The following is a 12,337-nucleotide window of genomic DNA, read 5'->3' as shown; positions in this document are numbered from 1 at the left end:
CAGGATTGTGTTGTGAATGGATCTATCTATGAGTGACAGCTACCTTTCTTTCGTCAATTCCCCCTGGGGCCGTCGTCTGGCCCAGGCCGTCGGCTTGCCGCAACCTCTGCCCCTGCAACGCCACCGCAGTGGCCAGCAGGGCCTGGCCAACCCGGTGATCCTCGCCGGGGCAGGGCGCCTGGCGGAGCAGGTGCAACGCATCTTCATCAGCACCGATACCGTCGCCGCCAGCCCGGCCACTCTCAGGGCGCCGTCCACGGTGAAGGTGCAGGGCGCGGTTTTCGATGCCACCGGCGTGACCGACCCGCAGCACCTGGACGAGCTCTACCGGTTCTTTCACGCCAATGCCAAGCGCCTGGGCCAACACGCGCGCGTGGTGGTACTCGGCACTGCGCCGGAACACTGCCAGGACTTGCCCCAGGCCGTCGCCCAGCGCGCGCTCGAAGGGTTGGCACGCTCGCTGGCCAAGGAGCTGCGCCGGGCAATTACCGTGCAATTGATCTACGTGGCGCCCGGCGCCGAAGACGCGCTGGACAGCAGCCTGCGCTTCTTTCTGTCGCGTCGTTCGGCCTATGTGTCGGGGCAAGTGGTACGCCTGGAAAAACCGCTGGACGACGCGCTGAGTGTTAATTGGGACAAGCCGTTCGCCGGCCGGCGCGCCCTGGTCACCGGTGCCTCGCGGGGCATCGGCCTGGCCATTGCCCAGGTGTTGGCGCGCGACGGTGCCCATGTGGTGTGTGTCGACGTGCCCCAGGCCCACCTGGCGCTGCAACAGGCCGCCGACAGCGTGAACGGCTCGGCGCTGCCCCTGGACATTACCGCTGCGGATGCCGCTGCGTTATTGCAGGCGCATGTCGGCCAGTACGGCGCCTTCGATGTGGTGGTGCACAACGCCGGGATTACCCGCGACAAGACCATCGCCAAAATGACCGAAGTTGCCTGGCGCAGTGTGCTGGCGGTCAACCTTGAAGCGCCGTTGCAGCTCAGCCAGGCGCTGCTGGATAACCAGGGCCTGAATCCTGGCGGGCGCATCCTGTGCGTGTCGTCGATTTCCGGGATTGCCGGCAACCTCGGGCAGAGCAACTACGCCACCTCCAAGGCCGGTGTGATCGGCCTGGTGCAGGGCCTGGCCCCGCAGGCGGCGGCGCGCCAGGTAACGGTGAATGCGGTGGCGCCAGGCTTTATCGAAACGCAGATGACCGCGAAAATTCCGCTGATGATCCGTGAAGCCGGGCGGCGCATGAATTCCCTGTCCCAGGGCGGGCAACCGATCGACGTGGCCGAGACCATCGCCTGGCTGGCCCATCCCGCCTCGGGTGGAATCACTGGCCAGGTAGTGCGGGTGTGCGGCCAAAGCCTGCTGGGAGCCTGAGCCATGGACTATGTAACGCAGATTATCGACCCGCCGCCCTCGCGCACCCAACTGTTGCTCGACGGCGTGCGCGGCTTGCGCAAGCCCAAGTCCGACGCCGCGCCGCCATTGCCCAGGGAGCGCCTGGTGCGGCCGGCGGTGGAACTGTCGGGCGCCGCCATCACCGCCTATGGCCGCGCCTGTGGCTTTCGCCGCGAGCAGGGCGTGCCGCTGTCCTATCCCCATGTGCTGGCGTTCCCGCTGCACTTGATGCTGCTGACCCGCCCCAGCTTCCCGTACCCGGCCAGCGGCATGGTGCACCTGGCCAATCGCATTCGCCAGCATCAACGCTTGCACGAAGGTCAGGCGCTGCGCCTGGAAGTGTTTTGCGAGCGTTGGGTCGCTCATCCCAAGGGGCAGGCGTTGAGCATCGCCACCCGTGCCTACGCTGAAGAAGCCCTGGTGTGGGAAAGCGACAGCCTGTACCTGCGCCGCGAGGTGAAAAATCCCGTCGGGGAGCTGTGGGCGGATGCACTGCCGTTGCAGGAAGAGGGTTTGCTGCGCACCCAGCGCTGGGTCCTGCCCGCCGACCTGGGGCGCCGCTTTGCCAAGGTCTCGGGAGACTTCAATCCGATCCATACATCGGTCATGGGCGCGAAGATTTTCGGCTTTCGCCGCGCCATCGCCCACGGCATGTGGACCTTGGGTCGGGCGCTGGCCGCCCAGCAGCCACCGGGTGGCCTGGACCGCGCCGAAGCCCATTGCGATTTCAAGTTGCCGATCTTCCTGCCCGGCCAGGTGGCCCTGTGGAGTCACCCTGTGACCGGCCCGCTGCGCGAGTTCGAAGTGCGCAGTGTCGCCGGCGACAAACCGCATATGCGCGGGTTGTTTATGTGGGATCAATCGCCTGGAATGAGAGCCTTGCATGAGTGAATACAGCTTCAATCCGCCCCCGAGCCGACGCGTGGCGATCATCGGCGGTAATCGCCTGCCGTTTGCCCGTTCCAACACCGTCTATGCCCATGAGACCAATCAGGACTTGCTGGTGGCCGCACTGCAGGGCCTGGTCGACCGCTACAACCTGCACGGCCAGTGCCTGGGTGAGTTCGCCGCCGGCGCGGTGATCAAGCATTCGCGCGATTTCAACCTGGCCCGTGAGTCACTGCTGTCGACCACATTGTCCGCGCAGACGCCCGCCTACGATGTGCAGCAAGCCTGCGGCACGGGCCTGGAAGCCGCGTTGCTGGTGGCCAATAAAATCGCCCTCGGCCAGATCGAAGTGGGCATCGCCGGGGGCGCCGATACCACCTCCGACGCGCCCATCGGCATCAATGAATCCCTGCGCCACACCTTGCTCCAGGCCAATCGGGCCAAGGGCCTGGGCGATAAACTCAAGACGCTGTTGAAGGTGCGCCCGTCGATGTTGTTCAAGCCGTTGCTGCCGCGCAATGGCGAGCCACGCACCGGCCTGTCCATGGGCGAGCACTGCGAAGAAATGGCCAAGCGTTGGCAGATCAAGCGCCTGGCCCAGGATGAGTTGACCCTTGCCAGTCATCAACGCCTCGACGCGGCCTATCAGCGCGGTTTCTTCGACGACCTGATCAGCCCCCATCGGGGCCTCGCACGGGACAACAACCTGCGTGCCGACATCAGCCTGGAAAAACTCGCCGGCCTGGCACCGGCCTTCGACCGCCACAACGGCACGCTCACCGCCGGCAACTCGACGCCCCTGACCGACGGTGCCTCGGTGGTGCTGCTCGCCAGTGAAGACTGGGCCGCGGCCAATGGCTGGCCGGTGCTGGCCTACCTGCGCACCGGCGAAACGGCGGCGGTGAATTTCGTCGACGGCACCGAAGGCCTGTTGATGGCCCCGGCCTACGCCGTACCGCGCATGCTCAAACGCGAAGGCCTGGGCTTTGCCGACTTTGATTTCTTCGAGATCCACGAAGCCTTCGCCGCCCAGGTGCTGTGCACGCTCAAGGCCTGGGAAGACCCGGACTACTGCCGCGAGCGTCTGGGCCTGGACACGCCGCTGGGCGCTATCGACCGCAGCAAAATGAACGTCAACGGCGGCTCGCTGGGTTGCGGCCATCCGTTTGCCGCCACCGGTGGCCGGCAACTGGCGGCGCTGGCCAAGGCCATTCATGAGCGCGGTGGCGGTCGCGGGTTGATCTCGATCTGTGCGGCGGGCGGGTTGGGTATCACCGCCATCGTCGAAAAGTAGCCTCATCCACAACAACAATAAGGACACTGCCATGAACGCCATCAGCCTGGAACAGACCGAACGCATCTGGTTGAACGCCTACCTGCCCGGCGTGCCGGCGGACATCGATGCGGCCATCGAGGATTACCCCTCATTGCGCGAAGTGTTCCTGGAGCACCTGGAAAAATTCCGCGAGCGCGTGGCCTATGTCAGCATCGGCACGCCAATGACCTATGCCGATTGGAACACCCAAGGCCACGCCTTCGCCGCCTGGCTGCAGGGTCAGGGGGTGAAGAAGGGCGACCGTGTCGCGCTGATGATGCCCAATTGCTTGCAGTACCCGATCTGCCTGCTGGGCACGATCCTGGCCGGCGCGGTGGTGGTCAACGTCAATCCGTTGTACACCGCCCATGAACTCAAGCACCTGCTCAAGGACAGCGGCGCCGAGACCGTGGTGATCTTCGAAAACTTCGCCCACACCCTGGAAAAAGTCGTGTCCGGCAGCAGCGTCAAGCGCGTGGTGGTGGCGGCCATCGGCGACCTGCTCGGTACCTTCAAGGGCGCGGCGATGAACTTCATCCTGCGCAGCGTGCAAAAGCAGGTGCCTGCTTTCAGGTTGCAAGGTTCTGTGCGTTTCAACCAAGTGCTCAAGCAGGGGCGGGCGCTGACGTACCTGCCGGTCAGTCTGGACCGCGATGAGCTGGCCTTCCTGCAATACACCGGCGGCACCACCGGCGATGCCAAGGGCGTGATGCTCAGCCATCGCAATATCATCGCCAACCTGTTGCAAGCCAAGGCCTGGGTCGGCGACCAACTGGACCAGGACAAGCAGGAAACCAACGTGACCCTGCTGCCGCTGTACCACATCTTTTCCCTGACGGTGAACTGCCTGATGTTCATGTGCCTGGGTGGGCGCAATATCCTCATCGCCAATCCCCGGGACGTGAAACGGGTGCAGATGATCCTGCGCAAGGAGCGCTTCAACGGGATTGCCGGGGTCAACACGCTGTTTAACGGTTTGCTGGAGAACAAGGAATTCTGTGCGCGGGACTTTTCCGACCTGCGCCTGGTGATCGCCGGAGGCATGGCCACCCACACGGCGGTGGCCAAGCGTTGGAAAGAAGTCACCGGGCTGCCGATCGTTGAAGGCTATGGGCTGACCGAGTGTTCACCGGTGGTGAGCATCAGCCCCATCGACATTCATCGTATGCGCGAAATGGCGTTTACCGGCAGCATCGGCGTGCCGTTGCCGTCGACCTGGGTGCGCTTCATGCGTGAAGACGGTGAACTGGCCGAAATCGGCGAGCCGGGCGAATTGCAGGTGCGCGGGCCGCAAGTGATGCAGGGCTACTGGAAGCGCCCGAAGGAAACCGCCGAAGTGCTGGACGCCGACGGCTGGTTGTCCACCGGTGATATCGGGGTGATGGATGAACGCGGTTACATTCGCCTGGTGGACCGCAAGAAAGACATGATCCTGGTCTCGGGCTTCAACGTGTACCCCAATGAAATCGAAGATGTGGTGGCGATGCACCCAGGGGTGGCGGAAGTAGCGGCGATTGGCGTGGAAGATGGCGTGACCGGCGAGCGGGTCAAGATCATCGTGGTACGCAAGGACCCCAAGCTGACCCAGGAGCAGATCCTCGCCCACTGCCGGGAATACCTGACCGGGTACAAAGTGCCCAGGTATGTGGAGTTTCGCACCACGGAGTTACCCAAAACCACCGTCGGCAAGGTGCTACGCCGAGCCCTGCGCTGATAGTGAAGGTAACGCAGACCAAATGTGGGAGGGGGCTTGCCCTGATGTCTGTAGGAGCGAGCTTGCTCGCGAAAAACATCAACGATAACGCGTGCTTTCTGAATGAACGCGGTGCCTGTGAGTTTTTCGCGAGCAAGCTCGCTCCTACAGTATTAGGGCAAGCCCCCTCCCACATTTAGATCGAGTTCACTTGGACCCAGCGTTCTTCTTTGGACGCCATCCGAATCGCCGTCGCCAACCGCTCCACCGCCCACGCCGCCTCAAAATCAGTGCCATCGCCGCCTTGCCCCGCCAGCGCCATGATCAGCTCCTGTACCTCCAATGTCTTAAGCTCGTTGTAACCCAACTGATGCCCCGCCGCCGGGCTGAACGCGGCATAACCGGGCAGGGTGGGGCCGGCGAGCAGACGCTGGAAACCGTCCTGGCCGACGCGGCACAGGCGCAATTCGTTCAAGCGCTCCTGATCGAACGCGAGCGTGCCCAGGGTGCCGCTGATTTCAAAACTCAGGTGGTTTTTGTAGCCGTGCTTGAGCCAACTGCTGCTGACCGTGCCGCGCGCGCCGTTGGCGAAGCGCAGCAGGGCGTGCACCTGGTCATCCACGGCGATGGATTTCAGCTCGAGGCTGCCTTTGAAGGCCGGCCGTTGCGCGTGGACGGTCTGGGTATCGGCGCACACGCTGACCACTTCGCCCACCAGATAATGGGCCATCGACAGCAAATGGCTGCCGAGGTCCGCCAGCGCGCCGCCTGCGTGTTCCACCTCACAGCGCCATGACCAGGGCGAGGCCGGATCGGCCATGAAGTCTTCGCTGAACTCGCCCTGGAAACTGATGATTTCGCCCAGCTCGCCGCTGGCAATCATCTGTCGCGCCAGTACGATCATCGGGTTGTGCTGGTAGTTGTAGCCGACGCGCGTCACCACCCCGGCCGCGCTGGCCGCGCGACGCATCGCATCGGCCTGTTCCAGGCTGACCGCCAGCGGCTTCTCGCAATACACCGCCTTGCCCGCCGCAATCGCGGCCATGGCCATGGGGTAATGCAGGTGGTTGGGCGTGGTGATGGCCACCACATCGACCCTGGGGTCGTCGATCAGCGCCTGCCAGTCGGCATGGGCCTGGGCAAACCCCCAGGCACTGGCGCAGCGTTGCGCGCGCTCGGCGTCGGCATCGGCCAGCGCCGCCAGTGTCAGCGTGACCGGCAGTTCGAAAACCGCCCGGGCGTTGTTGAACGCCAGCGCGTGGGCGCGCCCCATGAAGCCTGTGCCGATCAAGCCGATTCCGAGTTCACGCATCGCCGTGGTCCTTTGGATTATTGTTTTCAGGAAGCGTATTAATGGAATAAATATTCTCAAAACTCAATAGATGGAATAAAAATTCATTTGATGTGCAGCGCTCACCATGCGCAGGCGAATCATCATTTCAGCTGATGCAGGGATATTCAGCTTGTGGCCAAATGCCGTCAGTTAACAAAAGATAACGTAGCGCCGATTGTCAGACGATTCGAAAGCCCGATAGGATGGCCCGTGCTTGCCCCAGGCGCTCTAGATTGCAGGTTTCAGAGCCCTGCGCCAGGCGACACGACCTAACAATAATAAATGGGAGAAAGGTCTATGAGTGAGCCTGTCATGGGTTGGGTTGTTTGCCGCCCACGCGCCGCACGCAAGCTTGCGTTGCTGGCCACAGCGCTCTCGCTGTTTGGGGCCGTCGCATTGCCGACCGTCGTCCAGGCCGCCAGCGATACCACTTTTGCGATTGAATCCCCCAAGGCCGCCAAAGGCCTGATGATCGATGTCGTGCATGCCGGCCAGCGCCTGGTGGCGGTGGGTGATCGCGGGCACATCCTCTATTCCGATGACCAGGGCAGCACCTGGGCCCAGGCCAAGGTCCCCACCCGGCAACTGCTCACGGCGGTGTTTTTCGTCGATGCCAAGCACGGCTGGGCGGTTGGCCATGATGCGCAGATCCTGGCCAGCAGCGACGGTGGCGCCAGCTGGACCCAGCAATACCAGGACCTCAAGCGCGAAGCGCCGCTGCTCGACGTGTGGTTCAACGATGCCAATCACGGCCTGGCCGTAGGCGCCTACGGCGCGCTGATCGAGACGACCGATGGCGGCAAGACCTGGGAAGACGTCAGCGACCGTCTCGACAACGAAGACCAGTTCCACCTCAACGCCATTGCCTCGATCAAGGACGCCGGCCTGTTTATCGTGGGGGAGCAGGGCAGCATGTTCCGCTCCAGCGATGACGGCCAGACCTGGGAAAAACTCGAAGGCCCCTACGAGGGCTCGTTGTTTGGCGTGATCGCCACCGCTCAGCCGCGCACCCTGCTGGCCTACGGCCTGCGCGGCAACCTTTACCGTTCCACCGACTTTGGCGGCACCTGGGAGCCGGTCGAGTTGAATGCCGCCCGTGGCGCCCTCGAATTCGGGCTGTCGGGGGCAACCTTGCTCGATGACGGTTCCATTGTCGTGGTGGGCAATGGCGGCAGCGTGGTGGTCAGCCACGACGATGGCCAGACCTTCAGCGTATTCAACCGCCCGGACCGGATTTCGCTTTCAGCGGTGACGGCGGCAGGCAATGGCAACTTGATTCTGGTCGGGCAGGGCGGCGTTCGCGTCGCGACAGCTGCTGGCGCCGAACCGGCGAAACAATAAGAAAAAGGCGGGAAGCATGAGCAGTCATCACAACGATAAAGCGACCTTTCTTGAGCGCCTGATTTTCAACAATCGCCCGGCAGTGATCCTCATCTGCCTGCTGGTGAGTGTCTTCCTGTTCTGGCAGGCGACGTTGATTCGCCCCTCCACCAGCTTTGAAAAAATGATCCCCCTCAAGCACCCCTTCATCGAAAAGATGATGGAGCACCGCAATGACCTGGCCAACCTGGGCAATACCGTGCGCATTTCGGTCGAGGCCAAGGATGGCGACATCTTCACCAGGGAGTACATGGAGACCCTGCGGCAGATCAACGACGAGGTGTTCTACATCTCCGGCGTCGACCGCTCGGGCCTCAAGTCGCTGTGGAGCCCCAGCGTACGCTGGACCGAAGTGACCGAGGAAGGCTTCGCCGGCGGTGAAGTGATCCCGCAGAGCTACAACGGCTCGCCGCAAAGTCTCGATCAACTGCGCAACAACGTGCTCAAGTCAGGCCAGGTCGGGCGCCTGGTCGCTAACGATTTCAAGTCGAGCATCGTCGATATCCCGCTGCTGGAGTCCTACCCGGACCCGCAGGACCAGGGCAAGTTGCTGGCCCTGGACTATCGCAAGTTCTCCCATGAACTCGAAGACAAGATCCGCGACAAGTTCGAAGCCCAGAACCCCAACGTCAAGATCCACATTGTCGGCTTTGCGAAAAAGGTCGGCGACCTGATCGATGGCCTGGTGATGGTGGTGCTGTTCTTCGGCGTTGCGTTCGTCATCACCCTGATTCTGCTGCTGTGGTTCACCAATTGCCTGCGCAGCACCATTGCGGTGTTGAGCACGACGTTGGTGGCGGTGGTCTGGCAACTGGGGCTGATGCACTTCTTCGGTTTCGGGCTGGACCCGTACTCGATGCTGGTGCCGTTCCTGATCTTCGCCATCGGCATCTCCCATGGCGTGCAGAAGATCAACGGCATCGCCCTGCAATCCAGCGAGGCGGACAACGCCTTGACCGCAGCCCGGCGCACCTTCCGGCAACTGTTCCTGCCGGGGATGATCGCGATCCTCGCTGACGCCGTGGGCTTTATCACGCTGCTGATCATCGACATCGGCGTGATCCGCGAACTGGCCATCGGCGCGTCCATCGGCGTGGCGGTGATCGTGTTCACCAACCTGATTCTGCTGCCGGTGGCGATTTCCTATGCGGGCATCAGCAACCGCGCCATCGAACGCAGTAAAAAGGACGCACACCGCGATCATCCGTTCTGGCGCCTGCTGTCAAAATTCGCCAGCGCCAAAGTCGCACCCGTCTCGATCCTGCTGGCCCTGGTCGCCTTTGGCGGCGGCCTCTGGTACAGCCAGAACCTGAAGATCGGCGACCTCGACCAGGGTGCGCCGGAACTGCGCCCGGATTCGCGCTACAACAAAGACAACAACTTCATCATCAGCAACTACTCCACCAGCTCCGACGTGCTGGTGGTGATGGTCAAGACCAAGGCTGAAGGCTGCTCGCGCTATGAAGCCATGGCGCCCATCGACCAGTTGATGTGGAAGATGCAGAACACCGAGGGCGTGCAGTCGGCGATCTCGCTGGTGACCGTGTCCAAGCAGATGATCAAGGGCATGAACGAGGGCAACCTGAAATGGGAAACCCTGTCGCGCAACCCGGACGTGCTTAACAACTCCATCGCCCGCGCCGATGGCCTGTACAACAACAATTGCTCGCTGGCGCCGGTGCTGGTGTTCCTCAACGACCACAAGGCCGAGACCCTGGACCGTGCGGTGCATGCGGTGCAGGACTTCGCCAGGGAGAACAACAAGGACGGCCTGGAATTCATCCTCGCCGCCGGTAACGCCGGGATCGAGGCGGCCACCAACGAGGTGATCAAGGAGTCGGAGCTGATCATCCTCATCCTGGTGTACCTGTGCGTGGCGACCATGTGCATGATCACCTTCCGTTCCTGGGCGGCGACCCTGTGCATCGTGCTGCCGCTGGTACTGACCTCGGTGCTGGGCAACGCGCTGATGGCGTTCATGGGCATCGGCGTCAAGGTCGCGACCTTGCCGGTGGTGGCCCTGGGCGTCGGCATCGGCGTGGATTACGGCATCTACATCTACAGCCGCCTGGAAAGCTTCCTGCGCGCCGGCCTGCCGCTGCAAGAGGCGTATTACCAGACGCTCAAGTCCACCGGTAAAGCCGTGCTGTTCACCGGTCTGTGCCTGGCCATCGGCGTGTGCACCTGGATCTTCTCGGCGATCAAGTTCCAGGCCGACATGGGCCTGATGCTGACCTTCATGCTGCTGTGGAACATGTTCGGCGCGTTGTGGCTGCTGCCGGCACTGGCACGGTTCCTGATCAAGCCCGAGAAGCTGGCAGGGCAGAAGGGCAACTCGTTGTTTGCGCACTGAACTGTAGGAGCGAGGGGGACGCCTAGTTCTTGCTCGCGAAAAACGTCAACGATAACGCATGCATTCTGGATAAATGCGCTGTCTGTGAGTTCTTCGCGAGCAAGCTCGCTCCTACATTATTGCTTTGGGCTATCATTGCGACCTTCCTCGTAAATGATTGACTGCCATGACTGCCGACACTCTGACCACCGCCCTTGCCACCAGCGACATGCTGATCATCAACGGGCTGCACGCCTTCGACTTCACGCTGGACCGGCAGTTGCTGATCGAAAGCATGGACGGTCGGGAACTCAAGCGGTGGACCTTCAGTCCAGAACAACTGGAGGCGGCGACCTTTGATGACAGCCTGCAAAGCTGGGTGCTGTGTAACGACGACGGTGAACACCGTCTGGTCTGCCTGAGCGCCATCCAGGGCGACAACAATAACGATGAGGACGAAGCAGATGATGCGTAAATTCTGGCCCCTGTTGATGGCCGGCAGTGTCGGCGCGATGTCGGTGCAGGCCGCACCGGCCGACACCTATGAACTGCTGGTCGGCAGCTATACCGCCGGCAGCAGCGAGGGGATCTACCGCCTGCAATTCGACAGCCGTACCGGGCAGTTCAGCGGCAAGCCGGTGCTGGCGGCGAAAACCGCCAACCCGTCCTGGCTGACGCTTTCCAAAGACCAGAAGCAGCTGTTTGTTGTCAACGAAAACGGTCCGGGCCAGGACGATGTGGTCGGTCGCGTCAGCAGCTACCGTATCGATCCGCAGAATTATCAGCTCACCCTGATCAATCAGGTGCAGAGCCTGGGCAATGAGCCGACTCATTCCAGCGTGGCCGCCGACGGGCGTTATCTGTTTGTCGCCAACTATTCGGTGGTGGAAGACCCGGGCGGCAGCCTGGCGATTTTGCCGCTGGACACCGACGGCAAGCTGTCGGCCCCGGTGCAGTTGAGCGGGCACCCGGCCAGCGGTGTGAACCCTGAACGCCAGGCTTCCAACCACGTGCATTCGGTGGTGTCGTCGCCGGACGGCAAGTATGTATTCGTGCAGGACCTGGGTGCGGACAAAGTGTTTGCCTACCGCTACGACCCCAAGGCCAACCACGAACTGCCGCTGACCCCGGCAGAGCCGGCCGCCGTGCAACTGCCACCGGGCAGCGGCCCGCGCCACTTGCTGTTCAGCGCCGATGGCAAGCATGCCTGGCTGACCACCGAGATGAGCGCCCAGGTGGCGGTCTTCGACTACAACGATGGCAAGCTTGTGCAAACCCAGTTGGTGGATTTCGCCGCCGGCCAGCCGGTGTCCGATAAAGCCGGCGCTGCGCTGCATGCCTCCAGCGACGGCAAGTTCCTCTACGTCAGCAACCGTGGGACGGCCAATCAGCTTGTAGTGTTCAGCATCGACCCGGCCACCGCGCACCTCAAGGAAATCCAGCGCCGCTCGGTCGAAGGCGACCACCCGCGCGAGTTCAGCCTGGACCCGAGCGGCAAGTTCCTGCTGATCGCCAACCAGAAAAGCAATGAAATCGTGGTGGTTGAACGCGACCCCAAGACCGGCCTGCTGGGTAAAACCGTGCAGAAATTGCCGATCGATGCGCCCAGCGACCTCAAGTTCCTGGTGCGTCAATAAGCCACAGGCCCCGAACGCCGGGGCCTGACCTTCACTATTAATTTTATTGATGACGGCTACTGTTTCAAAGCATTTCTAAGCTTCAACCCTCGGGCGTAAGTTGGCTTCCAAGGCCTCCCGGCCACCAAAACCAACGCACACGAGGGTTACCGTCATGAACTTCAATATCTTCTCGATCATCGCCGCTTCCGCCGTTTCCGCGACCGTTGCTCTGCCTGCGGCAGCCAGCGTGGACGTCTCCGGCAAAAAATCCGGCACCACTGCCTATACCCAGAAGTACCTGCAACAAAGCGCCAACTTCTATGCCGCGCTGGATCACAAGACCCAGGGCTAACAAAGATCAACCTGTGGGAGGGGGCTTGCCCC

At 62.3% G+C, this 12,337-nt stretch carries 10 protein-coding genes; 9 read left to right on the top strand and 1 reads right to left on the bottom strand.

Annotated elements, in window-relative coordinates:
- Window positions 1-28: 28 nt before the first annotated feature.
- The 4 genes from BFP93_RS10760 to BFP93_RS10745 are packed head-to-tail and all read left to right on the top strand — an operon-like array spanning window position 29 to window position 5,310.
- Window positions 29-1,372, top strand: a complete 1,344-nt coding sequence (locus BFP93_RS10760) for a 3-oxoacyl-ACP reductase (protein ID WP_065893055.1) — start codon at window positions 29-31, stop codon at window positions 1,370-1,372.
- A 3-nt stretch (window positions 1,373-1,375) separates the two neighbouring features.
- On the top strand, window positions 1,376-2,284 hold the full coding sequence (locus BFP93_RS10755) for a MaoC/PaaZ C-terminal domain-containing protein (RefSeq protein WP_065893054.1): 909 nt from the start codon (window positions 1,376-1,378) through the stop codon (window positions 2,282-2,284).
- On the top strand, window positions 2,277-3,575 hold the full coding sequence (locus tag BFP93_RS10750) for an acetyl-CoA C-acetyltransferase (RefSeq protein ID WP_065893053.1): 1,299 nt from the start codon (window positions 2,277-2,279) through the stop codon (window positions 3,573-3,575). Before BFP93_RS10755 ends, BFP93_RS10750 begins: the two co-directional genes overlap by 8 nt.
- A gap of 31 nt (window positions 3,576-3,606) precedes the next feature.
- Complete coding sequence (locus BFP93_RS10745; protein ID WP_065893052.1) at window positions 3,607-5,310, top strand: AMP-binding protein; 1,704 nt, start codon at window positions 3,607-3,609, stop codon at window positions 5,308-5,310.
- 175 nt (window positions 5,311-5,485) lie between these two features.
- On the opposite strand, the gene BFP93_RS10740 is transcribed toward BFP93_RS10745, so the two are convergent.
- Window positions 5,486-6,601 (bottom strand): Gfo/Idh/MocA family protein, encoded by a 1,116-nt coding sequence (locus tag BFP93_RS10740; RefSeq protein ID WP_065893051.1) that lies wholly within the window; start codon window positions 6,599-6,601, stop codon window positions 5,486-5,488.
- A 333-nt stretch (window positions 6,602-6,934) separates the two neighbouring features.
- Here BFP93_RS10740 and BFP93_RS10735 point away from each other — a divergent pair, with 333 nt between their 5' ends.
- From BFP93_RS10735 to BFP93_RS10715, 5 genes are all read left to right on the top strand, one after another.
- Entirely contained in the window at window positions 6,935-7,963 is a 1,029-nt protein-coding gene (locus BFP93_RS10735; protein ID WP_176717564.1) for a WD40/YVTN/BNR-like repeat-containing protein, read from the top strand.
- A 16-nt stretch (window positions 7,964-7,979) separates the two neighbouring features.
- Complete coding sequence (locus BFP93_RS10730; RefSeq protein WP_065893049.1) at window positions 7,980-10,355, top strand: efflux RND transporter permease subunit; 2,376 nt, start codon at window positions 7,980-7,982, stop codon at window positions 10,353-10,355.
- Window positions 10,356-10,521: 166 nt separating this feature from the next.
- Window positions 10,522-10,809 carry a DUF5629 family protein gene (locus BFP93_RS10725; RefSeq protein ID WP_065893048.1) on the top strand — a complete coding sequence of 96 codons (288 nt, stop codon included), beginning with the start codon at window positions 10,522-10,524 and terminating at the stop codon, window positions 10,807-10,809.
- Complete coding sequence (locus BFP93_RS10720; protein WP_065893047.1) at window positions 10,799-11,971, top strand: lactonase family protein; 1,173 nt, start codon at window positions 10,799-10,801, stop codon at window positions 11,969-11,971. Before BFP93_RS10725 ends, BFP93_RS10720 begins: the two co-directional genes overlap by 11 nt.
- 154 nt (window positions 11,972-12,125) lie before the next feature.
- Window positions 12,126-12,305: a hypothetical protein gene (locus tag BFP93_RS10715; protein ID WP_065893046.1), complete on the top strand. Its 180-nt coding sequence runs from the start codon at window positions 12,126-12,128 to the stop codon at window positions 12,303-12,305.
- Window positions 12,306-12,337: the final 32 nt, after the last annotated feature.

This window comes from Pseudomonas sp. 44 R 15, assembly GCF_900004965.1.
In the GTDB taxonomy this organism is placed as follows: Bacteria; Pseudomonadota; Gammaproteobacteria; order Pseudomonadales; family Pseudomonadaceae; genus Aquipseudomonas; species Aquipseudomonas orientalis_A.
This window is presented reverse-complemented; position numbering and strand designations above follow the sequence as displayed.

What these genes read in the sequence shown, in the direction of transcription:
- BFP93_RS10760 (WP_065893055.1), top strand. Translation starts at nt 29, where the DNA reads ATGAGTGACAGCTACCTTTCTTTCGTCAATTCCCCCTGGGGCCGTCGT.
- BFP93_RS10755 (WP_065893054.1), top strand. Translation starts at nt 1,376, where the DNA reads ATGGACTATGTAACGCAGATTATCGACCCGCCGCCCTCGCGCACCCAA.
- BFP93_RS10750 (WP_065893053.1), top strand. Translation starts at nt 2,277, where the DNA reads ATGAGTGAATACAGCTTCAATCCGCCCCCGAGCCGACGCGTGGCGATC.
- BFP93_RS10745 (WP_065893052.1), top strand. Translation starts at nt 3,607, where the DNA reads ATGAACGCCATCAGCCTGGAACAGACCGAACGCATCTGGTTGAACGCC.
- BFP93_RS10740 (WP_065893051.1), bottom strand. Translation starts at nt 6,601, where the DNA reads ATGCGTGAACTCGGAATCGGCTTGATCGGCACAGGCTTCATGGGGCGC.
- BFP93_RS10735 (WP_176717564.1), top strand. Translation starts at nt 6,935, where the DNA reads ATGGGTTGGGTTGTTTGCCGCCCACGCGCCGCACGCAAGCTTGCGTTG.
- BFP93_RS10730 (WP_065893049.1), top strand. Translation starts at nt 7,980, where the DNA reads ATGAGCAGTCATCACAACGATAAAGCGACCTTTCTTGAGCGCCTGATT.
- BFP93_RS10725 (WP_065893048.1), top strand. Translation starts at nt 10,522, where the DNA reads ATGACTGCCGACACTCTGACCACCGCCCTTGCCACCAGCGACATGCTG.
- BFP93_RS10720 (WP_065893047.1), top strand. Translation starts at nt 10,799, where the DNA reads ATGATGCGTAAATTCTGGCCCCTGTTGATGGCCGGCAGTGTCGGCGCG.
- BFP93_RS10715 (WP_065893046.1), top strand. Translation starts at nt 12,126, where the DNA reads ATGAACTTCAATATCTTCTCGATCATCGCCGCTTCCGCCGTTTCCGCG.